This window comes from Pantoea stewartii, assembly GCF_011044475.1.
Taxonomy (GTDB): Bacteria; Pseudomonadota; Gammaproteobacteria; order Enterobacterales; family Enterobacteriaceae; genus Pantoea; species Pantoea stewartii.
This window is the reverse complement of the sequence record NZ_CP049115.1, coordinates 3,124,593-3,151,294: the sequence shown is the minus strand read 5'-3', so window position 1 is coordinate 3,151,294 and position 26,702 is coordinate 3,124,593. Positions and strand designations below refer to the sequence as shown.

The following is a 26,702-nucleotide window of genomic DNA, read 5'->3' as shown; positions in this document are numbered from 1 at the left end:
TTCCGCCACCGCTTCCCTACGTAGTGTGTTTCTGTAGTCACAAAAAATATAACTCATTCACGCCGTTGCGTGAGGTCCACGCCTGCAAGCTTCTGGAGATAATGTGATGAATGATGCCCTGCCCGAACAGGAAAGAATCTACCAACAAATTGAAAAGAATCCGCGCTTTCAGGAGTTGGTCCATAAGCGCCAGTCCTTTGCCCTGCTGCTGTCGCTAATCATGCTGGTGCTCTATGTCGGCTTTATTCTGCTGATTGCGTTTGCTCCCGGCTGGTTAGGTACGCCGCTGCATGCCGGTACCAACGTGACGCGCGGTATTCCGATTGGCGTGGGCCTGATCGTTATCTCCTTTTTACTGACCGGCGTGTATGTCTGGCGCGCCAATGGCGAGTTTGATCGCCTGACAAAAGCTATCCTCAGCGAGGTAAAACCATGATGCGTCTTATGCTGTGGATGCTGGCCGCCCTCCTGCCCTTTTCCGCCCTGGCCGCCGATGCGATTACCGGGGCGGTGCAGAAGCAGGCCGTTAATTATCAGGCCATTGTGATGTTTGTCATTTTTGTCGGTGCGACGCTGAGTATTACTTACTGGGCGTCAAAGCGAACCCGCTCGCGTAGCGATTATTATACGGCGGGCGGCAATATTACCGGCTTCCAGAATGGGCTGGCGATGGCCGGTGACTTTATGTCTGCCGCCTCCTTTCTGGGGATTTCTGCGCTGGTTTATACCTCGGGTTATGACGGCTTAATCTATTCGCTCGGTTTTCTGGTCGGCTGGCCGATGATCCTGTTCCTGATTGCTGAACGTCTGCGTAACCTGGGCCGGTATACCTTTGCCGATGTTGCCTCTTACCGCCTCAAACAAAAGCCCATTCGCACCCTGTCCGCCTGCGGCTCACTGGTGGTGGTTGCGCTTTACCTGATTGCGCAGATGGTCGGTGCCGGTAAGCTGATTCAGTTACTGTTTGGTCTGAACTATCATATCGCCGTCATTCTGGTGGGCATTTTGATGGTGCTGTACGTGCTGTTTGGCGGGATGCTGGCGACGACCTGGGTCCAGATCATCAAAGCCGTTCTGCTGCTGTTCGGTGCCTCATTTATGGCGATTATGGTGATGAAAAGTACCGGCTTCAGCTTTAATACGTTGTTCACTGAGGCGATGGCAGTGCACCCGAAAGGGGCGGCCATTATGCAGCCTGGCGGGCTGGTTAAAGACCCGATCTCTGCCCTGTCGCTGGGGCTGGGGCTGATGTTTGGAACGGCGGGCTTACCGCATATCCTGATGCGTTTCTTTACCGTCGCCGATGCGAAAGAGGCGCGTAAAAGCGTTTTCTGGGCCACCGGCTTTATGGGTTACTTCTATTTCCTGACCTTTATCATCGGATTCGGTGCCATTTTACTGGTCGGAGCTAACCCGGCCTTTAAAGATGCTTCGGGTGCGCTGATTGGCGGCACCAATATGGCGGCAGTGCATCTGGCTAACGCCGTGGGCGGCAGCACCTTCCTGGGTTTTATTTCCGCCGTCGCTTTCGCCACGATTCTGGCGGTGGTGGCGGGCCTGACCCTGGCTGGCGCGTCGGCGGTGTCGCATGATTTGTACGCCAGCGTTTACCGCAAAGGCCAGGCCAGCGAGCGCGACGAACTGCGGGTATCGAAAATTACGGTGCTAGTGCTGGGCGCAGTAGCCATCGCGCTGGGCATTCTGTTTGAGAAGCAGAACATTGCGTTTATGGTGGGACTGGCCTTCTCGATCGCGGCCAGCTGTAACTTCCCGATTATCCTGCTGTCCATGTACTGGTCAAAGCTCACCACACGAGGTGCGATGGTGGGCGGCTGGCTGGGGCTGATCACGGCAGTGGTGCTGATGATCCTGGGACCCACGGTCTGGGTACAGGTGCTGGGACATGCTTCCCCCATTTACCCTTATGAATATCCGGCGCTGTTCTCCATTGCCATCGCCTTTATTGGCACCTGGCTGTTTTCCATTACCGACCATTCACCGCAGGGTGCTGAAGAACGCTCCCGTTTCCGGGCACAGTTTATTCGTTCCCAGACGGGTTCAGGTATTGAGCAGGGTAAAGCGCACTAATCTGTAGAACCTGCAATAAAAAAAGGGCAGCCACCGCCAGGTCGCTGCCCTTTTTCTCAGGCCGCTGTCAGAAACGCAGTGACGCGCCGACGTACGGACCGTCGACCAGTACGTTATCTTTACGGCCACCTTTGTTATTCAGCTCGATATACTGATAACCGACGCGCAGGTTAAGCAGAGAAACAGGCGTGAAGCTCACACCACCGCTTGCCTCCTGATAGCTGTCCAGGTGGTCAGTCAGGCCTTCTGGTGCGTAATAGTACTGACCGAATAAGCCCCACATGCTGTTGATGTTGTACTGCGCGCTGCCGCCCAGCGCCACCGCAAATCCGTCTTTCCCGTCTTCAGGATGGGTAAAAATCGCCTTTGCGGTTGGCGCCAGGCGCAAATCGCCAACATCAACGTTGTAACCCAGTCCTGCACCGTAGGTGCTTCCGTCATGATCGCTACGTAACCAGTTGCCATTCAGGAACAGGCCCGGTGACGTGGTGCCCAGTCCGAGATTGAGATTCGTACTGTGCTCGCCCACATCCACGCTGCCTTCGATAGCCTGCGCAGCGCCGCTCAGCAACATAACGCTCAGCGCGCTTCCTGTGACAAGTTGTTTAAACATGATTCTACTCCATGAGGGGTCCAATAATTCCGCCTCAAGGGTAGCAGTCTGAAACGAGGTGACAACTTTATTTGGAAAGCTTTACGTAAAAAGTGATGTCATTCATGACAATCATGTCTGTCAGCTGGCCAGTGACGGCGGGCACCGTTGTGCCGTCTGCCGCCTTACTGTGCCCACATAATGTGCCCGATTAACGGTGCCAGAATCACCGTAACCACGCCGGATAACATCATCACCAGGCTGGACACGACGCCTTCCTGTTGGCCCAGCTGGTAAGCCCGCGCGGTGCCCGCACCGTGGGAGGCGGCCCCAAATCCAGCCCCTTTCGCCACGCTTTGCTGGATAGCAATGCGTAAAAACAGGACGTCGCCGACCGCCATGCCAAATACGCCAGTAATGACCACAAACAGCGCCACCAGATCGGGCTGTGCGCCCATGGGTTTGGCGGCCGCCAGGGCAAAAGGCGTGGTAATGGAGCGCACCGCCAGGCTGCGTTGCAGGCTTTCGGGCAAACTCAGCAAACGCGCCAGCCACACCGAGCTGCACACCGATACCGTGGTGGCGGTCAGCACACCGGCGCTGAGCGATAACCAGTGGCGTTTTATCACGTCCATGTTTTCGTACACGGGCACTGCAAAGGCCAGCGTGGCGGGCCCCAACAGCCACAGCAACCAGTGACTTTCGGCAATGTAGTTTTGCCAGCTGATATGGGTGACCAGCAACAGCAGCACCAGAATCATGGGCGTCATGATCAACGGCATCAGCAGCAGCGTTGGCCAGCGTCGATACAGCCGTTTATTCACGTAGTAGATCACTAACGTGGCGGCCGCGCACAGGAGGCTGATCGGCAAATCAGGCATCGTTGTTCTTCTTACGCGCCGCGCGCGCCACTTCAAACCGATAAAGCCGGTCCACAACCAGCGCCGTTGCCGCCAGCACCAGCGTGGTACTGACCGCAATCACCAGAAAAATTCGCCAGCCGTCCACCTGCAGCAGGTCCGCGTAGTTGATGACCGCAACCACCGCCGGGATAAAAAACAGTAGCATCTCTGCCAGCAACCAGCTTGCCCCGGCCTTTACCCAGCGCAGGGGTAAAATACGCAGCGCGATAAGCAACAACAGCAGGAGCATGCCTACCACGTTGGCTGGCAGCGGCAAGTGCAGCCAGTTCACCAACTGTTCGCTGGCGATAAACAGCGAGATGTAGAGCGCCAGTTGTACCGGCACGCTCAGCCGGTTTATGTGGCTGACGTTCAGGCGACGCAAGGCCAGTGCCATTTGTCTTTCCCCTCTGGAATGAATGCGTCCAGTATAGATTTGCTGCATGGGGTGAAAGAAATGAATTAAAATTATCCAAATCATGCCAAAAGGGAATAGTTATGGACGTTCGCGCCCTGCGTTACTTTACCGAGGTCGTCCGCCAACAAAGCTTTACCCGGGCTGCACAGGCGTTGTTCGTGACGCAGCCGACAATCAGCAAAATGGTGCGCCAGTTAGAAGAGGAACTGGGCTGTGCCTTACTTCTGCGTGATGGTCGCCGCCTGCATCTGACGGACAGCGGTCAGGCGGTCTACCAACGCGGTCTGGCGATTCTGCAAGAGTTTCATCAGCTTGAGGCAGAGATAGGCGATATTAACGATCTGAAAACCGGCCAGTTGCGCCTCGGTATTCCCCCAATGGTGGGCATGCAGATTGCCGGTTCCGTCTCCGCGTTTCGCCGCCGCTATCCGGGCGTGGAACTCAACATTGCTGAATTTGGCGGGCTGACGGTGCAGGAAGCCGTGCTGGCCGGAACACTGGATATCGCCCTGACGGCGCTCCCGGTCGATCCCGAACTGCCCCTCGCCACCTTATCCCTTATGCGCCATCCGCTCTGTGTGTTGCTGCCGCGTAAGGCGCCCTGGCTACGTCGCACCCGGCTTTCACTCTCTGAGCTGGCGTCGCATCCGCTGCTTATCTTTAACGAAGAATTTTCACTGAACCGGCAGTTGATGCAGGCGTTTCAGCGTCAGGGAATAACGCCCACGATTGCCGTCCGAAGCGGGCAGTGGGATTTTCTGGCCGCCATGGTTCAGGCAGAGATGGGCCTGGCCATTCTGCCGGAACCCATTTGTCAGCGTTTAGATAAGCAGTCGTTACTGTGGCTGCCGCTGGCGTCTGAACTTCAGTGGCATCTGGGGCTGATTTGGCGGGAAGGAAGTTATCTGTCGCGCAGTGCGCAGGCCTGGATCGCCTGTTGCCGGGCCCACTGGCCCGATGATGCACCCCGCCTGTCTGTCTGATGCCCCGCCTGCTCACCGCCGCACGGCGAAGCAGGCTGGGCCCGAAAGCGGCGGCGAGTTACGCCTCTTTCTCGATTAACAGCGCTTCCAGCAGATCCAGATCGTGCAGCAATTTTTGCATGGTCTCGTTCGAAATCGCCTTGGTGGCACGCAGGTGATAGACCTCCGCGCGCTCGGCACGGAGCGCGGTCAGACGGAAACGGCGCTCCAGATTTTCGGCAAACAGGGCATGTTCAAGGTCATTTTTGCCCTCAGCACGACGGCGCAGATTCCCGGTCACGCGCAGGCTTACCTCTTTTAACAGCTCTGGATCGATGTTTTCATCGGTTTCTTTTTCGAGCCTGGCTTCCATTTTTTGCAGACTCTCAATCGCCGCCCCCGCCATTACCGCCTTCGCATGCTGTATTTCATGGCGATGCGCATTTTTATCCAGTGTTTCGACGCCGCGCAACAGGACGGGCAGGATAATGACGCCGACCAGCAGGGAGAACAGAATCACCCCGGTCGCGATAAACACCAGTTCGTAACGGGCCGGGAAAGGATTGCCGTTGCTCAGAAATAGCGGGATCGACAGCACACCGGCCAGCGTAATCGCACCGCGCACGCCCGCAAAGGAGGCGATTAACAGTTCACGCAGTGAGTACGAGGAGAACACTAACGGCTTGTTTTTCAGCAACCGTTTACTGAAGCGCTGCATGATCCACAACCAGCCGAAGCGCACCACCATTAACGCCGCATAGACCAGCACGATATCGGCAAAAATCATCCAGATATCCACATTGGGATCCGCATTGGCCTCGGCGATGGATTTTTGCAGGATAGAGGGCAGTTGCAGACCCAGCATCAGGAACACCATGCCGTTAAACACAAATTCCAGCATATGCCAGACGCTGTTGGCGCGCAGGCGCATCGTCAGCGGTGCCTGACGAATAATGCCAGAGCGCGTAATCGTCATCCCGGCCGCGACGGCGGCTAAGATCCCGGATACGCCGAGGTGCTCAGCAATCAGATAAGAGGCGAAAGGCAGCAGTAACAGCAGAACAATTTGTGTGGCTGCGTCATCACTGCCGCTCCAGCGGTTCAGCACACGTAGCGACTTCCCGTAAAGCCAGCAGACCGCAACCCCAGCCACCAGGCCGCCCAGCGCCACCTTGAGGAACTCTACGCTGGCACCGCCCCAGCTAAATACCATGGTGCCCATCGCGACCGCGACGGCGAACTTCAGTGAAACCAGGCCAGAGGCATCGTTCATCAAGGCTTCGCCCTGCAGAATCGCCATGATTTTCTTAGGAATGCGGCCTTCACCGACGATACCAGAAAGGGCCACGGCATCGGTGGGTGAGAGCACGGCGGCCAGCGCAAACGCAGGGATAAGCGGAATGCCCGGCACGGTCCAGTAAATCAGGTAGCCGATACCGACGACGGTGATCAACACCAGTACCAGCGCCAGGCCAAGGATTTCCCGGCCATAGTGCAGAAACTCGCTGACCGGTGTTTTCCAGCCGTCGGCAAAGAGCAGCGGCGGAATAAACAGGACGAGGAATAATTCCGGGTCAAAATCCACATGCAGCCCAAACGTGGGCCAGGCCAGCAGCGCACCAACGGCAATTTGCACCAGCGGCAGCGGGATTTGAAAAGGCAAGATACGCGCGGCGACCCCAGAGAGCGACACCACCAGCGTCATGATCAAAATAGTAAAAAAGATTTCCATGCTTTCCTTAGGCGGGTTGTTATCTTTGAATCAACGTGAAGATAAAGTGTAAAACAAACTGGCAAGCGCGGAAAAAGCTACGTGTGCTTCGGTGAGGAAAAAGCGGAAAATTCCGGACGCACGGCTGCACGTCCGGTCAGACAGTCAGATCGCCCAGCCTCCGGCATAAAAAGCCACCAGCGCAACGGCAATCACGACCGTGCCAATATTTAACTTACGCCATTCACCGGCAAACAGTCGGCCAACTACCAGGGTGGCAAAACCGATCATGATGCCGGTAACAATGTTACAGGTCAGGACAATAATGACTGCGGTGAGCAGGCCCGACATCGCATCGACAAAGTCGGCGAAGTCAATTTTAGCGACGTTGCTCAGCATCAGCAGGCCGACATACATCAGGGCGGGTGCCGTCGCATAAGTTGGTACCAGATAAGCCAGCGGAGACATAAACAGAATCACCAGAAACAGCAGACCCACGACGATTGCCGTCAGGCCGGTTTTACCGCCTGCCGCCGTACCGGCCGCCGATTCAATATATACCGCGGCAGGCGACGCGCCCACCAGTCCGGCAAACAGGCTGCTCAGCGAATCCGTGGTCAGTGCCCGTCCGCCGTTAATAATCTGCCCGTCTTTATCGAGTAAATTGGCCTGCCCGGCCACGGCGCGAATCGTGCCGGTCGCATCAAATACCGCCGTCATCACTAACGCCAGTACGGTGGGCAAGACGGCAGGCTGCAACGCGCCCATAATGTCGAGGCTGAAAAACAGCGATGTCCCCTGCGCATCACGCAGGCTCGGCAGCGCAAACAGCCCTTGCCAGCGGACGGCGGGATCGAAGGCCAGGCCGAGAGCAGAGATCACGATGACCGTCAGCAAAATACCGCCAGGCACCCGGCGCTTCTCCAGACCAAAAATCGCCGCTAGCCCCAGCAAAGACATGAGGACGGGGAAGGAGGTAAAGTGCCCCAACGCCACCGGTAAACCTGAGCCAGGGTTTCTGACCACCAGCCCCACGTTGTCAGCGGCAATCAGCAGTAAAAACAGGCCAATCCCGATGCCCGTACCGTGTGCGACGCCCATCGGCAAATTACGTAAGATCCAGGCCCGAATCCCGGTGGTGGAAATCAGCGTAAACAGCAGCCCCATGAGGAACACAGCGCCAAGCGCGACCGGCACGCTGATGTGCTGACCCAGTACAAGACTGAACGCTGTAAAGGCCGTCAACGAGATTGCACAGCCAATCGCCATGGGTAAATTGGCCCACAGCCCTATCAGGATTGACCCGAAGCTTGCCACCAGGCAGGTGGCAACAAACACCGCCGTAGGAGAGAACCCCGCTTTACCCAGCATACCGGGGACCACGATCACCGAATAGACCATGGCAAGAAAGGTCGTCAGCCCGGCCAGGATTTCCTGTCGTACGCTGCTGCCACGGGCCGAAATGGCGAACCAGGCATCCAGTCTTCCACTGGTCGGGCGTGATTCAATTGACATAGTTAAGCCTCAAAAATTTTTATTGTGTAATTCACGCGGTCACCGTTCTGCATTCCCTGAATATGTCTTTACCCACGGGCAACCGACAAAAGGCAAACGTTTACTTCGCCACGCAGAACGGGTGTAACAAGCACCACCAGACTGAAGGGGGCAGATTATCCGGTCTTTAACCGCCGCTTTTCAACCGTTCAGAGGGAATTACTGCGTATAAAGATCAGGTTAGTAACATCAGGAACGTGCTGGAAACCTGCCAGTAACATTCTTGCAGGCAGCGTGGCCGGTCGATGGAAGAGGATGTTGGTGGAAGAGAGATAACGCCGGACGGCGTCATCAGAGCGCATCGCCTCAGCCCGGCAGAGTGAGTTCACCGCCCTGCTGAATGGCCCGTTGCCATGCGGCGCGCTGCTGAACGGTGGTTAACCATTTTTGCGTGGCGGGCGCATTGTGCAAGCCGGCGCGCTGGCTCAGCGCCAGAACAGGAAAGCTCATTTGCACATCGGCGATGCTGAATCGTTGACCGGCAAACCAGGGATTGGCCGAGAGATGATCTTCAATCATTTGCCTGTGGACGTGGAGCTGTTTGTCCAGCCAGGCTTTTTGTACGCCTTTCCCCAGCGCGGCACCCACGGGACGGAGCAACCAGGGCACGGGCGCGCTGCCCAGCCGGCCAAACACCAGCTTCATGACCAGCAGCGGCATCAGGGAACCTTCAGCGTAATGTAGCCAGTAACGCGCCTGGAGGCGCGCCTCTTCGTCGGTAAGCTGTAATCGCTTCTCGCTGTCGTACTTTTCTTCGAGGTATTCCAGTATGGCCCCGGACTCCGCCACCACCCGATTGCCATCTGTGATAACCGGCGATTTGCCTAAGGGATGCACTTTTTTCAGTGCTTCCGGTGCCAGCATGGAGGCTTCACGCTGGTAACGTTTAACCTGATAAGGCACTTCCAGCTCTTCCAGCATCCACAGCACGCGGTGCGAACGAGATTGTTCCAGATGGTGAACAGTAATCATCATGATTCCCTGCGAATGAATATGCAGACAGTATAGACGTCACTTCACCTTGTGCAGAGAACCATCCTGCTCGGGATCCAGCAGGACCGCACCTGATCCCTGCTGTCCCAGCCGATCGCCGGGGTTACGGAGCGGACAGTCACGCATGGATAAACAGCCGCAGCCAATGCAGCCATCCAGGTCGTTACGCAGGCGCGTCAGGGTTTCGATGCGCTTATCCAGTTCATCCCGCCAGTGCTGCGTCAGATTGCCCCAGTCCTGCGCAGACATGCGTTTATCCGCAGGCATGTTTTCCAGACTGTCGCTGACGCTGGCGAGCGGAATGCCGATGCGCTGGGCAATTTTAATGATCGCCACACGGCGCAGGACATCACGGCTGTAGCGCCGCTGATTGCCGGGATTGCGCGTGCTGGAAATCAGCCCTTTGCTTTCATAAAAATGCAGCGCTGACACGGCCACGCCGCTTCGCCGCGCGACTTCCCCCGGTGTCAGCACCGGTTTTGGATAATTGCGATCTTTTTTCATCTGGCACTTTACCTCAAGTTAACTTGAGGAATTATACTCCTTTCCCATCAGAACAACACCCGCCCTGACGACGTCACGCCCCCTGCAGGCTGATTATCAGCCTCACAAACTGCGGCATGCACGGTGACGGGGACATTCACCAGAAGGATGAGGCCATGATACAAGAAGAGATCATTCATTCACTGACCCACTGGATTGACCAGAACCTGGATAAAAGCCTGTCAATCGATGAGGTGGCCGCGAAGTCCGGTTATTCGAAATGGCACCTGCAACGTATGTTCCGTAGCGTAACGAAACAGACGTTGGGTGGTTATATCCGCGAACGCCGGCTGACGCTGGCCGCAGAAGCGCTGCGTCAGACGCAGCGTCCGGTATTCGATATTGCGATGCAGTATGGCTACGATTCGCAGCAGACCTTCTCACGGGTCTTTCGCCGCCAGTTTTCCCAGACGCCTACGGCGTATCGTCACTATATGCGTCGCCAGGCGGTTCAGCGTCCACGCCTGCTGAGCTTTGACTGTGGGGAAACGATGAGCAGCTTTACGCAGCGTACAACGGGTGAATGTTGTCCGCTTAATTAACAGCCCGCGTGCGCCCGATCGGGCGCACGGCTTTATCCCCTCTTTTTTACCCTTCCGCTGGCTTGACACTGCGCTGACAAATCAAACAAATTCTGTACAAAAATTGAGAACCAGATGATATAATGTGACCCACATCACATTATGACGTTTGTTGCCGACGAAAGAGCCCCACCTGACAGACTTTTCCGCCGACGTGATGTTCGCAGACAGTCAGGCGTCCTTTCCGATTTTGAGGTCAAAATTGATGGCTACCCTAACCACCAGTTTTCTTGTTATGCGCTGGGAATTGCTGAGCGCTGTAATGATGTTTTTCGCCAGTACACTGAAAACCCGCCTTCGCCAGGACAGCCATCATGTCATGGCCTTTCTCTGTGGCGGCGTGGGCGTTGGTCTGTCGTGCTGGTTTGTGACCGGTTTAATGGGCATCACGCTAAGCATGGAAAACGTGCACCATTTTTTGAGCGTCTCTAAAGAAGTGTTCATTGACATGATGAGCCGTGCGCCTGCGAACTGGCCAATGCCCTGAATGACCAATAAAAAACCCCGCAAAGCGGGGTTTTTTATATTGCTGTGTAAAGTCAAATTTTCTTCAACATGACAGGAATGGCGACATCCTGTACGTCAACGTCCGGTCTCTGCGTTCCGCGACGTTCCTGAATCCACATTTCACCCATCATTTTGTCTAAGCCACGATCCAGTCCGGTTACCATGCCTGCGCCAGGCGTAAACGTCAGTTCACCAAAATAGATGTGCTGGTCGTGGATATACCAGTCGACTCGCACGTAGTCAAAGTCACTGGCCAGCGTTTTGCTCAGGGCTAGTGCCCGCTCCAGTGAGGGCATGATCGGGGAAACATCCAGGCCGGTATCGCGAATTTTATGGTAAGCCTCGGAGAGGTTATTAACGTAAAAATTCATCGAAAGCTGAGGCTGACAGCGGTTGTAGATGACCTGAAGAACATACTCAAAATTGCCATCGCGCTTATTGAACATATGAAACTTGTAATCAACCGGCGCGCTTTTACCGTCACCAATATACTGCTCAACCAGAATACGTGGCTTGATATAGCGATAGTGGATCTCACGCGCTTCGTTGGCGAAATCGGTTTTTAACCACGAATAGCAGTTATGAATGATTTGCTGCTTACGAAGCGCATCCGGTTCTTCCAGCACGATCTCTACCATGTTTGAAGCATGATTCGGTTTGATAACCGTGCCCTGCCAGCGCGTAAGATCATTCAACGTGGTGGGATCGGTGGTGTCGTGGAGCAACGGAATCAGATAGTCATTACCAATCTTTTCCGCAATATAGTCGCGCACCGAATACTTATCGGACAGGCGCGCATACAGCTGGTAATCACCATGGATAAACTTGCGATACAGCACTTTTTCGTTGAAGACCTTGGGCTCACGCAGATTCGGGAGCTTTCTGAACTTGCGGAAGTAATAAATACGATCCTGATAAGTCCAGGGCATCTTCTTAATAAAGTACTGCAAACTTCTTCTGAGCTCTTGCTTCAACCTGAGCATATTTGACCTCATTTGTAGGTTTTGTAGTTAAGTGAGGAAACCTGAATTTTTTGAATCACGCCGCGTTTAAAGAAGTAATTCATGACGGTGAGGGACAGGAGCTCAGACAGAAAAACGCTCCAGGCGGCCCCCATGATGCCGTAGCCCTGAATTAGCCACCAGGAAAGCGGGATGCTGATGAGCACCAGACAAATGATTTTCTTCAGTAAATAATCAAAGCCCCCTTCTTTCACCATAAAACGGTACGCGACGGTTCCCATTGCCGAAAAACTGGTCGCCAGGGATAACAGCGTGATGAGGTTGCCTGACTGCCTGTAGGCCGGGCCATATAACGCCACAATAATGTGCTCACCCCACAACGCGACGATAAACAACATCAACAGCGACACGGCCATCACGTAGCCATTGAGCCGGGCCGTCAGCCTGACGGCTTCGTCTCCACGCGCACGAAAAATCTCGCTGAAACAGGAGGTAATCAGCGCCACGGGAATAAAAATCCAGGATGCGGCAATCGTATTGGCAGCAGCGAATAAACCCAGCTCGCGCGCCGAGGCGATGCCGGCCAAAAACATCTGCGCGGTTTTGACCTGGACAGAAATAAAAATGCTGGAAATGGCCAATGGCAAGCCCGCATATAGCAGATAACGCAAATACAGGGTGCGTGTTTCCCGCGGGGGAAATTGCTCCTGATGCTGCTGGTAAAAGCAGTAGCGTTTAATGACATACGGCACCAGCGTTACCGTGATAACTGACAATGTCAGCCACAGCGGATTCAGGCGTAGCCAGGCAATAGTGAAACTCAACGCAAAACTCACCAGCATGCCGACGGCATTCGCCACGGTATTCAGCTTTGATGCCAGACGTGCATTGTTATAAACGCTAAACGTATCCTGCGTGACAAAAACAGAGGCAACAAATGAAGCCAGTGCAAATGCCAGGAAATTTTCCTGCATGTTGTACCAGACCCAAATTAACACTGGTGCCGAGGTAATAAGTAATAAAACCATACGCAAAGTACGTGCAATACGCATTAAGCGCAAACCTTTGGTGGCATTTTTGCTGACACGTTTAAACAAAATAGTTTCAGTGCCAAATAGGGCTATGGTTTGCACCATGGCAAATAACGATGTTGAAAACGCCATCTGCCCAAATAGGGTTGGGCCAAAGGACTTAGCCACGTAAGACGTCACGAAAATGACGCCAAAGACGGAGATAATCTTTTCAGACATCATCCAGGCGGCATTAGACATTACGCTAAATTTCATCGACTGTTCCTTAGTAATACTCAACATCTACCGCTTCGGCACGCCCATCCGTGGGCGAATTAATAAGCGCTTAAATTTCAAAGCGAAATGATAATCATCAAGCCAACCCGGCTCGAAAATGAGAATCCGATTATATTTTAATGAAAGAATTCAGGAGAATTCTGATTATATCTGGCACGAATGCCGACTACTGGAAACGATTTCAAAATGAAATCATTAATGTTAACAAAAACCGTCATTCCTGAATAAAACGGATGCGGAGGCGTCAACCAGCCAAATTACAGTCATTTTTTATCTTTGGGGTGCGATGAATTTATATCAAAAAACCCATACCAGGAAGGCGCGGCATCCCGATCAGAATAAAATAAGATTTATCCCATGATGATATTTATTCTAAATATCTTAATTTAACCCACGTAATTTAACGTCCGTATTTAAACACGGCATTCCACACACTTTTACAGTACCAAAGGTTAATAAAGTAATCCTCATCCATTAATTGATAAGAAAGGTAAGAGCATTTATGAGAAAGTCACGATATAGCGAAGATCAAATCACAAATGCCATTAAAGCTTCTGAATCGGGCGTTAAGGTTAAAGAGATTTGTGAAGAGCTTGGCATCTCTGAGGCAACCTTCTATAGCTGGAAGAAGAAGTTTTCTGGGTTAGCCTCGGAAGAAGGCAGAAAAATCAAGGAGCTGGAAGAAAAGGTTCAGTTACTGACGCGCGAACTGCACGCACTTCATTCCGACAAGGAGATGCTGCAAAGCGTTCTGAAGAACTTCTTTACTACGCACGAGAAGCGTCAGGCCGTCAACTTCCTGCAGGACACATTCGATGTCGGCACGCGCCGCAGCTGCCGTTTGCTGGATATTAGCCGTAGTGTTTACCATTACCCAACGGGATCAGAAAACCGTTAATACTGAGAGCATTGCTTTTGATAGCTACCTCGCTGAGATTTGTTCTTACCAGAAGAGATGAAGAGCATTTAACAGGACATTAGGATGGCGCGCCTCGCCCAGTCCGTAATTAATGAATGGATTTGCGGTTACGCTTCCTTTTTTGCGGTAAAATTGATTTACAACAGCAAAAGTCTCTCAATCTACACCACTTTTATCCCCCCAGTCTCATTTCGGTGAGACTGGACCTTCCTTTTTTTTCATTAGCTCGTCTAAAAGAAACTGCCGCTGTTCCACTTTTTCGTTTAATCCCAGTAATCATATTTTGATTTCTCCGTACATTTCCTTAGCACCGACTGGTCCTGAGAAATGTTTTGCCGATCGTCGGATTATGCGTAATCGCATAAAAAGATAAAAATGGCCCAGAATAATCTCAGATTAACAGTTTATTGATACTTAACACTTTCATCCGGTAGCACACAATTGATAACTATTTCTGCCTGCTATTGATGTCTGCTGTTAAACAGTAAATATAAGCGAAGCGCAGTCTGATTCTGCTGAAATTAAGGCTGCCTGAAGTAAAAGGTGGTTTCTGATAAGGATTTCTCTTAGCCAAACGGTATGTTTTCCCCGTTTTTTAAACATAAAAGCTGGGTGCGGGTTAGCGCTTTACCTTCATCTGTCCGCTTTTTGAGGAATAAACGCGCTTTACCCGGCCGTTTTCTGGCTATTTATTGAGCAATATGTGCGATTATCTTGCTGTTAATGGGGCGGAAGCCGCCTGCGTGGATAAATACGGCATGGCTGAGTGGCGGTTTTGAGGAAGATTTAAACCCGGCAGATTACCGAGGCGGCTTTATTTCGCCGTTTTACACCTCGGTATAATCCGAAAAAGCGTGAATATCACTCCCAGTAATTATTCATTATCCGGGACGTTCAGATGATTTCCTGTTCAGGGCGGTCACGCGGGGTTGTGGCTTGATGCGCATCGCCCAAATCACGCCAACGATCAGGCAAATAATACCGATCATTGTCAGAACAGGTGGCCAGTGTTGATACCAGATAAACGTCCATAGCAAGCCAAAGAGAATCTCAAAGACGATGAGTGGCCCCATCAATACGGTAGGCAGTCGCTGGCTGGCCGCATTCCAGCATAACGTTCCGGCCCATGAGCACAGCAGGCCAATCGTCAGCATTAATGCAATAAACACCAAAGGCCGGGGGCCGAAAGGCAGCGCAAAATCAGGCTGTTGCCACGCCAGCTGTATGCTGACCAGCGCATACATGATGAGTGCCAGCGGTAAGGTCACAATGCCCTGCGCGGTGGCCCAGGTCGCGGCCTTGAGCTGAGGATGGTTGTGTAACCAGCGCGCATTGCGCAACGGATACCAGGTCCAGCACACCACCGCCATCACCGCCAGGGCAATGCCGGTCAGATAACGCTGGCCGTTGAGCGTTGCCCCCTGGAGTTGCCATTCCGCCGCATTAACGCAAACCAGGCCTGCGCCCGTCACCAGCAGTGCCGGGATAAGCCGTCGCCATGAGAGCCGTCCTTCAAGATGGCCATAACAGAGGTTTGCAGTGACGGCGATGACGATCGGTAAGGTACCAATGATCATCGTGGAGACCGGAGCCCCCGTTCGCTGAATCGCATTGGCGAGAAAAGCGTAATAGAAGAGATTGCCAACCAGCGACAGCTTTAATGCTTCCCGCCAGTGGGCGGCGCTCAGTTGGCGCAGTCGGAAACGATCGTGCCAGGCAAGCGGCAACGCAACCAGGCCAAACGCGACATAGCGCCCGGCTGACTGCAACGCGCCCGGATAATCCGGGACGATGACCGGTCCAACAAAAATCAGCCCCCACATCATGCCTGCGGCAAGGGCAAACATTATTCCTGTCAACATGGCTTTTTCCTGTCTGTCTTTTTGCTTCAGTGTGAACCAAACAGGTAAGCATGCCTTGTAGCAAATTGCGGTCAGGACGTATGTGGCGCGATCTGCTTTTGATAGCGGCCCGGTGTAATGCCGTAACGTTGGGTAAACGCACGGGTCAGATGCGCCTGATCGGTTAAGCCTACCGCTGCCGCGACGCTGGCTATGGCCTCACCCCTGGCAAGCATCTGTTTGGCTTCATAAAGCCGGTAAGCCATTAACATTTGCTGGGGCGTGACATGGAAATGATCGCGGAAGGCGCGTAAGAAATGCCACGGTGATAACGACGCTAATGCCGCCAGTGTGTCCAGCCTGACCGGATCCCCAAGATGGGCGCGCAGGTAGTCGCGCACATCATCAAAACGGTGTCTGGCATCGACTTTACGCGCTGAGGCCATACGGGCCTGTGGACGGATGCGCACCAGCAGGTCTGACAGCAGACTATAACGCGCCAGGGCCGTATCGGCCTGCCACAGCGCCGCCAGACACTGCGACACAGGCTGCGCAAGTCGCACGTCCGTTCGCAGCGCATCCCCGAACCACCAGCCACGGTCGCCACTCAGCTCATCCATACAGTCAGGCTGGATGTAGATCATTTGATAACGCCAGCCCGTTTCGCAGGCCGACTCCCCGGTGTGCAGCTCATCAGGATTCATCATGACCAGAGAATGGACAGGGGCAGTGTAGTGCGTACCGCGGTAACGGAAGCGCTGTGCCCCGGCCTCGATGGTGCCGATGCCAAAGGCTTCGTGCGTATGCGGAGCAAAGGCATAACGGGAAATATGCGCCTGGTAAAGTTCCACGCCCGGCAGTTCAGGCAACTGCCTAAACAGCGCACGATCTTTTTCACAGGGAAAAACAGCTGGAACGCCTTCCACGTTATCGCTCCTTATCTGGTTGGCAGAATCTGCAAGCATGCCGTTAAAAGGGGATGAAATGCAAAGATTGTCATCCCCGGTTGAATACATGACACTGCTTAACAGGTGTACTGACGAGGAAACATCATGCAGCGTGTTGTAATGGTAGTTGATATGCAAAATGGCGTATTCACCACGCCGCGTTTCGATCGGGCTGGCCGGGTCAGGCAGATTAACCGCCTCATCGAAAAGGCTGATCTTACGCTGTTTATTCAGCACAGCGAAGGCGACATGGTGCCAGGCAGCCAGGCCTTTGCGCTGTTACCCGAGATGGCTCAATCCCGGAATGCGCACTTTATTACCAAGACAGCCTGCGACAGTTTCTGGCGGACGTCCCTGGCCTCACTGCTGAGTGAGCTGGCTATTCATGAGTTTGTTATTTGTGGGTGTGCCACCGATTACTGCGTCGACACCACCATCAAGGTCGGCGCAGGACTGGGCTATCGCATCACCGTCGCCGCTGACGCCCATACCACCGCCGACCGGACCTGTGCCAGTGCGGAACAGTTAATTGGCCAGCATAATGAAGTCTGGGCGGGCTTAAGTCTTCCGGGTAACGTACCACGCGTGATCGATACCGATACCGTGCTGGCCGGGTGGCGTTAAGCGATCACGCTTTCATCCGTATCAGACCATCTGACTCTTTCTTCATCCTGAGTCGCATCAGCCCGGCCAGTTATGGCCGATTTTGGAGGCGCTATGTTTGAGTCGTTTGCCTGGATCAATGAGCCTGCAACGTGGCAGTGCCAGAACGGTACGCTACAGGTCACCACCGATGATAAGACCGATTTCTGGCACAAGACCTGGTACGGGTTTGAGCGCTTTTCCGGCCATGTCTTTGCCACGGAGGTGGACGGCGACATGACTTTTCAGCTCAAAATCTGCGCAGACTTTACCACGCTGTACGATCAGGCCGGACTGATGCTGATACGCGACGCACAGCACTGGCTAAAAGCAGGAATTGAATATAACGATGGTGCGCCCGCCATTGGCAGCGTGCTGACGCTCGGCCATTCCGACTGGGCAACGGGGATATTTCCTGGCGATCCGCGAGCGTTCTGGCTCCGGCTGACGCGTAAAGGTGACAGCCTGAGACTGCAGTATTCGGCAGACGGACAAACGTGGCCTTTATTACGTCTGAGCTATTTTCCACCCGGTCCGCTCAGGATAGGTGCTATGTGTTGCACGCCGGAGCGTGCCGGCCTGGCGGTCACCTTCCGCGACATGCTTCTGACGCCGCCGCTGGATAAAGCACTGCATGATTTAAGTTAACGGCGGGCGCGTCGTCCAGAGATGTGATGACATGTTTTTTGTCGCCCGTGCCCGATCTTGCCCGGGCTTTCAGGATACAGGCCATCTATTTCGGCCAGGTCATGCCGGGTCATCGCGCCTCCAGTCCCGGCGCTGGATAAACCACGCCACGATGTGCGTGAAAGGCGGGAAGTGGTGCAGAGTTAAACCAGACATCCCCAACAAAACAAAAAAGCCCCGGTAATGGGGCTTTCTGCAACAGAGACTGACAGACGGCTTAGAACGGAATGTCGTCGTCAAAATCCATCGGCGGTTCGTTATTGTTGCTGGCCGGAGCGCTGGGCTGCTGCTGCGGACGAGACTGTGCGCCGCCGCTGAACTGGTTGTTATTGCCCTGCTGCGGTTGCTGAGGCTGGCCCCAACCGTTGTTGTTGCCCTGACCGCCGCCTGCTGGCGCGTTACCGCCCTGCTGACGTCCACCCAGCATCTGCATGGTGCCGCCCACGTTGACAACCACCTCCGTGGTGTAACGTTCCTGACCGCCCTGATCCTGCCATTTACGGGTGCGCAGCTGGCCTTCAATATACACCTGAGAACCTTTACGCAGGTATTCGCCCGCCACTTCCGCCAGTTTGCCAAACAGCACGACACGGTGCCATTCGGTGATCTCTTTGTTTTCACCGGTCTGCTTGTCGCGCCAGCTCTCAGAGGTAGCCAGCGTAATGTTGGCGACAGCGCCACCATTTGGCATGTAACGTACTTCCGGATCCTGACCCAGATTCCCGACAAGAATCACTTTGTTAACGCCACGACTGGCCATGTTGCTGTCTCCCGATGAATGATTACGTCAACTCTAAACGATCAATTCTAACACGTCCCGCGCCTGGTTTCCCAGTTTCGAGCGGTGTTCCATTTTTAATCATCTGCCGGAAAAAAGCAAAAAACTACTGGATATTTATTCAGTCTATTTTTTGTGCCATAATGATGCGTTTATTCTGGCCGTGTCACAGGGCGCGGTGAGTGCAGCTAATCCGGGAAAGGTGAATGGATAAGATCGAAGTTCGTGGTGCCCGCACCCATAATTTGAAAAACATCAACCTGACCATCCCTCGCGACAAACTCATTGTGGTTACTGGCCTTTCCGGGTCCGGTAAATCCTCTTTGGCGTTTGATACGCTGTATGCGGAAGGTCAACGCCGCTATGTGGAGTCGCTCTCTGCCTATGCGCGCCAGTTTCTGTCTTTAATGGAGAAGCCGGACGTCGATCATATTGAGGGTTTGTCGCCGGCCATCTCCATTGAGCAAAAGTCGACCTCGCATAACCCGCGATCGACGGTAGGCACGATTACGGAGATTCACGATTATCTGCGCCTGCTGTTTGCCCGCGTGGGTGAACCGCGCTGCCCGGATCATGATGTCCCGCTGGCTGCTCAGACAGTGAGCCAGATGGTCGATCAGGTGCTTGAACAGCCCGAAGGTCGCCGTCTGATGCTGCTGGCACCGGTCGTGAAAGATCGCAAAGGTGAACATACCAAAACGCTGGAAAACCTGGCGACGCAGGGCTACATCCGCGCCCGGATCGACGGCGAAGTGTGCGATCTTTCCGATCCTCCTAAGCTGGAACTGCAGAAAAAACACACCATTGAAGTGGTTATCGATCGCTTTAAAGTCCGCGATGATCTGGCGACACGCCTGGCGGAATCCTTTGAAACGGCGCTGGAACTCTCTGGCGGTATCGCGATTGTGGCCGATATGGACGACAGCGCGGCAGAAGAGTTGCTCTTCTCCGCGAACTTTGCCTGTCCGGTTTGCGGATACAGCATGAGTGAGCTGGAACCGCGCCTGTTTTCGTTTAACAACCCCGCCGGTGCCTGCCCGACCTGTGACGGTCTGGGTGTGCAGCAATATTTCGATCCCGATCGCGTAGTGCAAAATGCAGAGCTGTCGCTGGCAGGCGGCGCCATCCGTGGCTGGGACCGTCGTAACTTCTATTACTTCCAGATGCTGCGCTCACTCGCCGATCATCTCGACTTCGATATAGAAGCGCCGTTTAACAGCCTCAAGGACAGCGTGCAGAAAGTCATTCTGTACGGTTCCGGCAAAGAAACGATTGAATTTAAATATATTAATGACCGTGGCGACACGTCTGTGCGCCGCCATCCGTTCGAAGGCGTGCTGAACAATATGGAGCGCCGTTATAAAGAGACGGAATCCTCAGCGGTACGCGAAGAACTGGCGAAATTTATCAGCAATCGCGCCTGCGCCAGCTGTGAAGGCACGCGTCTGCGTCGTGAAGCGCGCCACGTCTATGTCGAAAACACCACGCTGCCGACCATTTCAGACATGAGCATCGGTCATGCCATGGCGTTTTTTGAAAATCTGAAACTCAGTGGTCAGCGGGCTAAAATCGCGGAAAAAGTGCTGAAAGAGATCGGCGATCGCCTGAGTTTTCTGGTCAATGTCGGCCTGAACTACCTGTCGATGTCGCGTTCTGCAGAAACATTGTCGGGCGGTGAAGCCCAGCGCATCCGTCTGGCAAGCCAGATTGGCGCCGGTCTGGTCGGCGTGATGTACGTACTGGATGAACCGTCAATCGGCCTGCACCAGCGCGATAACGAGCGCCTGCTGGGCACGCTGATTCACCTGCGCGATCTGGGTAATACCGTGATTGTGGTCGAGCACGATGAAGACGCGATTCGCGCCGCCGACCACGTGATCGATATCGGTCCTGGCGCGGGCGTGCACGGTGGCGCTATCGTCGCGGAAGGTACGGTTGAGCAGATTATGGCGGAAGAAGCTTCGCTGACCGGCCAGTTCCTCAGCGGCAAACGCGCAATCGCCGTGCCTGAAACGCGCGTGAAGGGCGATCCCTCGAAGGTCCTGAAAATTACGGGCGCGCGCGGTAACAACCTGAAGGACGTCACCTTAACGCTGCCTGTTGGCCTGTTTACCTGCATCACCGGCGTGTCCGGGTCAGGGAAGTCGACGCTGATCAACGATACGCTGTTCCCGATTGCCCAGCGCGCGCTGAACGGGGCCACCATTGCTGAGCCAGCACCGTATCGCGATGTCGCCGGTCTGGAGCACTTCGATAAAGTCATCGATATCGACCAGAGCCCCATCGGCCGCACGCCGCGCTCTAACCCGGCCACCTACACCGGTATTTTTACGCCGGTTCGTGAACTGTTTGCCGGCGTGCCTGAATCACGTTCACGTGGTTATAACCCAGGCCGTTTCAGCTTTAACGTGCGTGGCGGACGTTGTGAGGCCTGTCAGGGCGACGGCGTGCTGAAAGTGGAAATGCACTTCCTGCCGGATATTTATGTGCCGTGCGATCAGTGCAAAGGCAAACGCTATAACCGTGAAACGCTGGAGATTAAATACAAAGGCAAAAGCATTCACGAAGTGCTGGAAATGACGATTGAGGAAGCACGTGAGTTCTTTGATGCCGTTCCTGCCCTGGCGCGTAAGCTGCAAACGCTGATGGACGTTGGATTGTCCTATATCCGCCTGGGTCAGTCGGCCACCACCCTGTCCGGTGGTGAAGCGCAGCGCGTCAAGCTGGCGCGTGAGCTGTCGAAGCGCGGCACGGGACAGACGTTGTATATTCTGGATGAGCCCACCACCGGGTTACATTTTGCCGATATCCAGCAACTGCTCGAAGTGCTGCATCAACTGCGCGATCAGGGCAACACCATCGTGGTCATTGAGCACAACCTCGACGTCGTGAAAACGGCGGACTGGATTGTCGACCTGGGGCCGGAAGGCGGCAGTGGCGGCGGTGAAATTCTGGTGGCAGGCACGCCAGAAACCGTGTCCGAATGTGAAAAATCACATACGGCCCGCTTCCTTAAGCCCTTGTTGAAAAAATAAAATCGCAGGCCCGCATCACGCGGGCCTTCTTACAGGGATTGCACAATTTACCCTGAAAAATGCAGGATCAGGCAAGATTCAGACACATATAGGCATATACGCTTTTCCCTCCCCTGACTATCCTTAATTCGTTCCCCTTTGGTACGCCCCTGGCGTCACCTTCTTGCTGCGCGCGTTATGCTGCGGCGTTGATCGAAAAATCACGACACACTTTAACTGGAGACACCATGAACATTACCCATGCGTATGCTGCTCAGGATGCAAAGTCCAAACTGGCACCGTTTGATTTCAAACCGCGTGAGCTTCGTGCTCATGACGTACAGCTTGACGTGCTGTTTTGTGGCGTTTGTCATTCTGACTTGCATCAGGCGCGCAATGAGTGGAAAAACACCATTTTTCCTGTGGTTCCGGGACACGAGATTGTTGGCCGCGTGACCGCAGTCGGCCCCGAGACGCAGAAGTACAAAGTCGGCGACCTGGTCGGCGTTGGCTGTATGGTTGATTCCTGCCGCAGCTGCCCAAGTTGTCAGGAAGGTCTGGAGCAGTACTGTGAAAATGGCTTTGTCGGCACGTATAACGGTCAGGATCGCCAGACAGGGGCTATCACCTACGGTGGATACTCCACCTCTATGGTAGTGGATGAAAGCTTTGTGCTGCGCGTTCCAGAAAACCTGGAGCTGGCCGGTGTGGCACCGCTGCTGTGTGCCGGTATCACCACCTATTCACCGCTGCGTCACTGGAATGTCGGCCCGGGTAAAAAAGTCGGGATCGTGGGGCTGGGTGGACTGGGGCACATGGGCGTAAAAATTGCTCACGCGATGGGCGCGCATGTCGTGTTATTCACCACCTCACCGTCAAAAATCGAAGACGGAAAACGTCTGGGCGCAGACGAAGTGGTCATTTCGAAAGATGCCGACCAGATGGCGCAACATGCCAACAGTTTTGACTTCATTCTTAACACAGTGGCGGCGCAACACGACCTTAATCCGTTTATCACCTTGCTGAAGCGTGACGGCAATATGACTCTGGTCGGCGCGCCTGAACACGATCATCCCGCGCCACAGGTTTTCAATTTGATCTTTAAACGCCGCAGCATCGCTGGCTCGCTGATTGGCGGTATCGCTGAAACCCAGGAGATGCTGGATTTCTGTGGCAAACACGGCATCACGTCAGATATTGAGCTGATCGCCATGGATCAGATCAACGAGGCTTACGAACGTATGCTGAAGAGCGATGTAAAATATCGCTTTGTCATTGATATCGATACGCTGCGTAAAAACGCAGCGGCATAATCCTGTCCTGTGCCCTTTCCCACGCCGGGAAAGGGCCGTTACCGCCCGGTATCTGCCTGCTGAAAAGAGGCATCCACCAGATAGTAAATTTGCGAATCTTTCAGCGTGCCGTCTAAAAACAGCGTGTTCCAGTGTGATTTATTCAGATGTTCACTGGGAAACACATCGCTGTGCTCATCCCGCATCAGTTCTGCCAGCGCGGGCGAGGATTTGAGTGACACCGCCGGACGCCCTTTGACTTCATGCACCATGGCAAACAGCACGCCGTTGCTCTTGATCTGCGTAGCTTTCCAGTCGCTGTGAACGCTCTGCTCTGCGCCGGGTTTGCTCATGCAGTACGTCAGTAAGTCCGAATTATTCATACTCATTCCCCTTGTAAGGTCGCCACAATACGTCGGGCTCCGCCATGAATACGATGTTCCCCCAGCCAAATGCCCTGCCAGGTGCCCAGTACCAGCTGTCCACGCTGCACCGGTAGCATCAGTGAAACGCCCAGCGTGGACGACTTAATGTGGGCGGGCATGTCGTCACGGCCTTCGTAATCGTGTTGATAAGGAGCCGCTTCCGGGACATGGCGCATAAAGTGTTGTTCCATGTCGCTCCGCACTGTCGGATCGCAGTTTTCATTCAGCGTCAGTGAAGCCGACGTATGCTGCAACAGCAAATGGAGTAATCCGGTGTGGATATCACGGAGTGCGGGCAACTGTTGCACAATCTCTTCCGTTACGAGGTGAAAACCCCGCGATTTTGCGCTTAAGGTCAACGTTTGTTGATACCACATACTTTTTTCCTGAATCTGTGAGACACAGTTAAGTGTGCAGAATGTGGCGCAAAGGTAAACCCGATCCGTAAAAATAAAAAAGCCGCCAACAAGGTTGGCGGCCCGGGGAAGATTGTGTGCGGAATTACATTACTGCCGCAAAGGCTTCCGCGACCTGATGCACGTTTTTGCTGTTCAGACCTGCCACACACATACGGCCGCTGCCGACGAGGTAGATCCCAAACTCTTCACGCAGGCGGTCCACCTGCTGCGCACTCAGGCCGGTGTAGCTGAACATCCCGCGCTGCTTCAACAGGTAGTCGACGTTCTTACCGGGTAGCGCCGTACTCATCACCTGTACCAGCGCCTGGCGCATGTCGATAATGCGCAACCGCATGGCTTCGACCTCGGCCAGCCAGTTAGCTTTCAGCGTAGCGTCGTTTAACACGCGGGCCACAACCTGTGCGCCGAAGTTTGGCGGGCTGGAATAGTTACGGCGGACGGTCGCTTTGAGCTGACCTAATACGCGGCTGGCCTCTTCAGCGCTGTCACATACCACAGACAGGCCGCCGACGCGCTCGCCATACAGCGAGAAGATTTTTGAAAAGGAGTTGCTGACCAGCGCAGGCAGACCTGCCGCAGCAACCGCACGCATCGCGTACGCATCCTCTTCCATGCCAGCACCAAAGCCCTGATAAGCGATATCCAGGAACGGGATCAGCTCCTGTGCTTTCAGCACGGCAACGGTTTCGTCCCACTGCGCATTGGTCAGGTCGGCCCCGGTTGGGTTATGACAGCACGGATGCAGCAGCACGATGCTTTGCTTTGGCAGGGTTTTAAGCGTGCTCAGGAAGGCATCAAAACGTACGCCGTTGGTTTCCGGGTCATACCACGGATAGGTCTTCACCTCGAAACCGGCACCGTTAAAGATAGCGATATGGTTTTCCCAGGTCGGATCGCTGACCCAGACATTGGACTGCGGGAAATAACGCTTCAGGAAATCCGCACCGACTTTCAACGCACCTGAGCCGCCCAGGGTCTGAATCGAGGCGATCTGGCCCGCTTTTAATACGGGATGATCGGCCCCGAACAGCAGTGGCGCTATCGCGTTGCGGTAGGTATTTAATCCTTCCATAGGCAGATAGAGCGAAGCCTGCTGCGGTTCGGCACGTAACTGCTCTTCAGCATCAGCCACCGCCTGCAGCTGAGGGATGATGCCTTGCTCGTTGTAATAAAGCCCAATACTCAGGTTCACTTTATGCTCGCGCGGATCCTGTTTAAAGGCTTCCATTAGCGACAAAATCGGGTCGCCAGCATAGGCATCAACGTTCTGGAACACGGTGCAGATCTCCATGATTGTTCTTGAAATAAAAAAGGGCGATTAAACCCTGTACCGCCCGGGACGATGGTTCATTGCGATGATCATATTCAGTACCACCGCGCCCGCAATGGACGCAAGCAACATCGGCAGGCTGACGACAAACAGCGAGGCCAGCACCACGCAGGTATCGACCGCCATTTGCAGTTTACCGGCGCGAATGCCGAAACGGTCTTGCAGCCAGAGCGCCAGGATATTGATCCCGCCCAGGCTGGCTTTATGGCGAAACAACACTATAAACCCAATCCCCATGATGACGTTACCGAACAATGCCGCATAAAAAGGATTCAGTGTGGAAAAATGCATAAACAGGGGATGAAGATGGGTAAAAAGCGACACCAGCCCCACGGCACAAAAGGTTTTTAGCGTAAATTCCCAGCCCATTCGCTTCACAGCCAGCCAGTAGAACGGCAGGTTGATTACAAAGAAAACGCTGCCAAATGACAGGGGCGAAAGATAGCTGATGAGGAATGCCAGCCCAGCCGTGCTGCCGGTCAATGCGCCTGCCTGCTTCAGCATGAGCACACCAAACGAGACCATTAAAGTGCCGAGCAGGATAGCCAGCGCATCTTCAAGGCGAGAGTGAGGAATATCGGCGGGTTGTACAATGTTGTCCATAAAGCAGTCTCAGTGCGAATGATGCAGCACCAATGCAATAACTGCGCCAGCCTGTGCAGGCGCTCAGGCATAAGCGTCTTACCGGATTTTACTGCCCCGCCGGGGAGGTCGATTGTGCATTGCACGACTCAAATACGCATAAAAAACGCATCATTCCGCCACATCATGCACCACCTGCGCGCATTATGCTCTTTTTTGGCGCACAGCCTGCTGCTCGCCCATCATTAATCCGTTCTCTTTGAGTCTGCCCAGTACCACCGATGTTTTGACATGGGAAACGCTCTGGTGACCGGCTAACAGCTGGCTGATTACCGCGCTCAGTGAGGCCAAATCGGCCACGGCGACTTTCAGCAGGTAGTCGGCATCACCGGTGGTTTTATAGGCATCAATAATTGCGTCTTCCTGTTCCACCATGCGATGGAAGCTGTCGACATAGTCAGCAGTATGGTTAATGAGCCGCACTTCAATGAGTCCGACAATGCCCAGCCCCACCGCGTCCGGCGACAGCCGTGCGTGATAGCCAAGAATCAGGTTGGCCTGTTCAAGATTGATACGCCGACGTGAACATTGTGAAGCAGAAAGACCGACCAAATCGCTGAGTTCCTGATTGGTCAAACGGCCATTAGATTGGAGCAGAGTAAGGATTTTTAGATCGTAATCGTCTACGTGCGTCATGCTGTTTCCG

Annotated in this window: 27 protein-coding genes; 10 read left to right on the top strand and 17 right to left on the bottom strand. The window is 54.1% G+C overall.

Annotated features, from left to right (window positions below; genetic code table 11):
- The first annotated feature begins 106 nt into the window (after positions 1 to 106).
- Positions 107 to 436 (top strand): DUF485 domain-containing protein, encoded by a 330-nt coding sequence (locus tag G5574_RS14935; protein ID WP_054688417.1) that lies wholly within the window; start codon positions 107 to 109, stop codon positions 434 to 436.
- On the top strand, positions 433 to 2,088 hold the full coding sequence (actP, locus tag G5574_RS14930; RefSeq protein ID WP_369974375.1) for a cation/acetate symporter ActP: 1,656 nt from the start codon (positions 433 to 435) through the stop codon (positions 2,086 to 2,088). The genes G5574_RS14935 and actP overlap by 4 nt, the downstream gene beginning before the upstream one ends.
- Positions 2,089 to 2,155: 67 nt before the next feature.
- On the opposite strand, the gene G5574_RS14925 is transcribed toward actP, so the two are convergent.
- The 3 genes from G5574_RS14925 to G5574_RS14915 form a co-directional block, all read right to left on the bottom strand.
- A complete protein-coding gene (locus G5574_RS14925) occupies positions 2,156 to 2,701 on the bottom strand; it encodes a YfaZ family outer membrane protein (RefSeq protein ID WP_006121584.1) in 546 nt (181 codons plus the stop codon).
- Positions 2,702 to 2,865: 164 nt separating this feature from the next.
- Complete coding sequence (locus tag G5574_RS14920; protein ID WP_033738999.1) at positions 2,866 to 3,561, bottom strand: LrgB family protein; 696 nt, start codon at positions 3,559 to 3,561, stop codon at positions 2,866 to 2,868.
- Positions 3,554 to 3,979, bottom strand: a complete 426-nt coding sequence (locus tag G5574_RS14915) for a CidA/LrgA family protein (RefSeq protein ID WP_039339056.1) — start codon at positions 3,977 to 3,979, stop codon at positions 3,554 to 3,556. The genes G5574_RS14920 and G5574_RS14915 overlap by 8 nt, the downstream gene beginning before the upstream one ends.
- 101 nt (positions 3,980 to 4,080) lie before the next feature.
- Between G5574_RS14915 and G5574_RS14910 the strand changes: the two genes are divergently transcribed.
- Positions 4,081 to 4,983, top strand: a complete 903-nt coding sequence (locus G5574_RS14910) for a LysR family transcriptional regulator (protein WP_164482797.1) — start codon at positions 4,081 to 4,083, stop codon at positions 4,981 to 4,983.
- A 58-nt stretch (positions 4,984 to 5,041) separates the two neighbouring features.
- Here G5574_RS14910 and G5574_RS14905 read toward each other — a convergent pair whose 3' ends face one another.
- The 4 genes from G5574_RS14905 to soxR all read right to left on the bottom strand — a co-directional run bounded on the left by G5574_RS14905 (position 5,042) and on the right by soxR (position 9,724).
- Complete coding sequence (locus G5574_RS14905) at positions 5,042 to 6,694, bottom strand: Na+/H+ antiporter (protein ID WP_033738994.1); 1,653 nt, start codon at positions 6,692 to 6,694, stop codon at positions 5,042 to 5,044.
- A gap of 144 nt (positions 6,695 to 6,838) precedes the next feature.
- On the bottom strand, positions 6,839 to 8,188 hold the full coding sequence (locus tag G5574_RS14900) for an NCS2 family permease (protein WP_033738992.1): 1,350 nt from the start codon (positions 8,186 to 8,188) through the stop codon (positions 6,839 to 6,841).
- 345 nt (positions 8,189 to 8,533) lie between these two features.
- A complete protein-coding gene (locus G5574_RS14895; RefSeq protein WP_033738991.1) occupies positions 8,534 to 9,199 on the bottom strand; it encodes a glutathione S-transferase family protein in 666 nt (221 codons plus the stop codon).
- 39 nt (positions 9,200 to 9,238) lie between these two features.
- Positions 9,239 to 9,724, bottom strand: coding sequence for a redox-sensitive transcriptional activator SoxR (gene soxR, locus G5574_RS14890; RefSeq protein ID WP_006121571.1), 486 nt, complete (start codon positions 9,722 to 9,724; stop codon positions 9,239 to 9,241).
- Positions 9,725 to 9,879: 155 nt separating this feature from the next.
- Here soxR and soxS point away from each other — a divergent pair, with 155 nt between their 5' ends.
- Both soxS and G5574_RS14880 read left to right on the top strand, forming a co-directional pair.
- Positions 9,880 to 10,305: a superoxide response transcriptional regulator SoxS gene (soxS, locus tag G5574_RS14885; RefSeq protein WP_006121570.1), complete on the top strand. Its 426-nt coding sequence runs from the start codon at positions 9,880 to 9,882 to the stop codon at positions 10,303 to 10,305.
- A gap of 244 nt (positions 10,306 to 10,549) precedes the next feature.
- Positions 10,550 to 10,831 (top strand): YjcB family protein, encoded by a 282-nt coding sequence (locus G5574_RS14880; protein WP_006121568.1) that lies wholly within the window; start codon positions 10,550 to 10,552, stop codon positions 10,829 to 10,831.
- 52 nt (positions 10,832 to 10,883) lie between these two features.
- On the opposite strand, the gene G5574_RS14875 is transcribed toward G5574_RS14880, so the two are convergent.
- Positions 10,884 to 11,834 carry an ATP-grasp fold amidoligase family protein gene (locus tag G5574_RS14875; RefSeq protein WP_039339061.1) on the bottom strand — a complete coding sequence of 317 codons (951 nt, stop codon included), beginning with the start codon at positions 11,832 to 11,834 and terminating at the stop codon, positions 10,884 to 10,886.
- An 8-nt stretch (positions 11,835 to 11,842) separates the two neighbouring features.
- A complete protein-coding gene (locus G5574_RS14870; protein ID WP_033738990.1) occupies positions 11,843 to 13,099 on the bottom strand; it encodes an oligosaccharide flippase family protein in 1,257 nt (418 codons plus the stop codon).
- A gap of 523 nt (positions 13,100 to 13,622) precedes the next feature.
- Between G5574_RS14870 and G5574_RS14865 the strand changes: the two genes are divergently transcribed.
- Positions 13,623 to 14,018 carry a transposase gene (locus G5574_RS14865; protein WP_033738988.1) on the top strand — a complete coding sequence of 132 codons (396 nt, stop codon included), beginning with the start codon at positions 13,623 to 13,625 and terminating at the stop codon, positions 14,016 to 14,018.
- Positions 14,019 to 14,920: 902 nt separating this feature from the next.
- On the opposite strand, the gene G5574_RS14860 is transcribed toward G5574_RS14865, so the two are convergent.
- Positions 14,921 to 15,901: a DMT family transporter gene (locus tag G5574_RS14860; protein WP_164482796.1), complete on the bottom strand. Its 981-nt coding sequence runs from the start codon at positions 15,899 to 15,901 to the stop codon at positions 14,921 to 14,923.
- 71 nt (positions 15,902 to 15,972) lie between these two features.
- The gene (locus G5574_RS14855; protein WP_164482795.1) at positions 15,973 to 16,806 is read right to left on the bottom strand and encodes an AraC family transcriptional regulator; all 834 of its coding nucleotides are present in this window, start codon (positions 16,804 to 16,806) and stop codon (positions 15,973 to 15,975) included.
- Between the two features lie 126 nt (positions 16,807 to 16,932).
- On the opposite strand from G5574_RS14855, the gene G5574_RS14850 reads away from it, so the two are divergent.
- Both G5574_RS14850 and G5574_RS14845 read left to right on the top strand, forming a co-directional pair.
- Positions 16,933 to 17,451: an isochorismatase family protein gene (locus tag G5574_RS14850; protein WP_164482794.1), complete on the top strand. Its 519-nt coding sequence runs from the start codon at positions 16,933 to 16,935 to the stop codon at positions 17,449 to 17,451.
- 93 nt (positions 17,452 to 17,544) lie between these two features.
- Positions 17,545 to 18,117 carry a DUF1349 domain-containing protein gene (locus tag G5574_RS14845; protein WP_054634664.1) on the top strand — a complete coding sequence of 191 codons (573 nt, stop codon included), beginning with the start codon at positions 17,545 to 17,547 and terminating at the stop codon, positions 18,115 to 18,117.
- A gap of 256 nt (positions 18,118 to 18,373) precedes the next feature.
- Here the strand turns inward: G5574_RS14845 and ssb1 are convergent, their stop codons facing one another.
- Positions 18,374 to 18,916 carry a single-stranded DNA-binding protein SSB1 gene (gene ssb1, locus G5574_RS14840; RefSeq protein WP_006121517.1) on the bottom strand — a complete coding sequence of 181 codons (543 nt, stop codon included), beginning with the start codon at positions 18,914 to 18,916 and terminating at the stop codon, positions 18,374 to 18,376.
- A gap of 224 nt (positions 18,917 to 19,140) precedes the next feature.
- On the opposite strand from ssb1, the gene uvrA reads away from it, so the two are divergent.
- Together uvrA and G5574_RS14830 are read left to right on the top strand one after the other, a co-directional pair.
- Positions 19,141 to 21,969 (top strand): excinuclease ABC subunit UvrA, encoded by a 2,829-nt coding sequence (gene uvrA, locus G5574_RS14835; protein WP_164482793.1) that lies wholly within the window; start codon positions 19,141 to 19,143, stop codon positions 21,967 to 21,969.
- A 227-nt stretch (positions 21,970 to 22,196) separates the two neighbouring features.
- On the top strand, positions 22,197 to 23,261 hold the full coding sequence (locus G5574_RS14830; RefSeq protein WP_033738979.1) for an NAD(P)-dependent alcohol dehydrogenase: 1,065 nt from the start codon (positions 22,197 to 22,199) through the stop codon (positions 23,259 to 23,261).
- Positions 23,262 to 23,299: 38 nt separating this feature from the next.
- On the opposite strand, the gene G5574_RS14825 is transcribed toward G5574_RS14830, so the two are convergent.
- The 5 genes from G5574_RS14825 to G5574_RS14805 all read right to left on the bottom strand — a co-directional run bounded on the left by G5574_RS14825 (position 23,300) and on the right by G5574_RS14805 (position 26,692).
- Positions 23,300 to 23,623: an MmcQ/YjbR family DNA-binding protein gene (locus G5574_RS14825; RefSeq protein WP_006121520.1), complete on the bottom strand. Its 324-nt coding sequence runs from the start codon at positions 23,621 to 23,623 to the stop codon at positions 23,300 to 23,302.
- Positions 23,624 to 23,625: 2 nt separating this feature from the next.
- Entirely contained in the window at positions 23,626 to 24,042 is a 417-nt protein-coding gene (locus G5574_RS14820; protein WP_033738976.1) for a secondary thiamine-phosphate synthase enzyme YjbQ, read from the bottom strand.
- Between the two features lie 124 nt (positions 24,043 to 24,166).
- Positions 24,167 to 25,360 (bottom strand): amino acid aminotransferase, encoded by a 1,194-nt coding sequence (locus G5574_RS14815; protein WP_133745551.1) that lies wholly within the window; start codon positions 25,358 to 25,360, stop codon positions 24,167 to 24,169.
- Positions 25,361 to 25,402: 42 nt separating this feature from the next.
- Positions 25,403 to 26,017: a YitT family protein gene (locus G5574_RS14810; protein ID WP_033738971.1), complete on the bottom strand. Its 615-nt coding sequence runs from the start codon at positions 26,015 to 26,017 to the stop codon at positions 25,403 to 25,405.
- Between the two features lie 183 nt (positions 26,018 to 26,200).
- On the bottom strand, positions 26,201 to 26,692 hold the full coding sequence (locus tag G5574_RS14805) for an Lrp/AsnC family transcriptional regulator (RefSeq protein ID WP_039339069.1): 492 nt from the start codon (positions 26,690 to 26,692) through the stop codon (positions 26,201 to 26,203).
- Positions 26,693 to 26,702 lie beyond the last annotated feature (10 nt).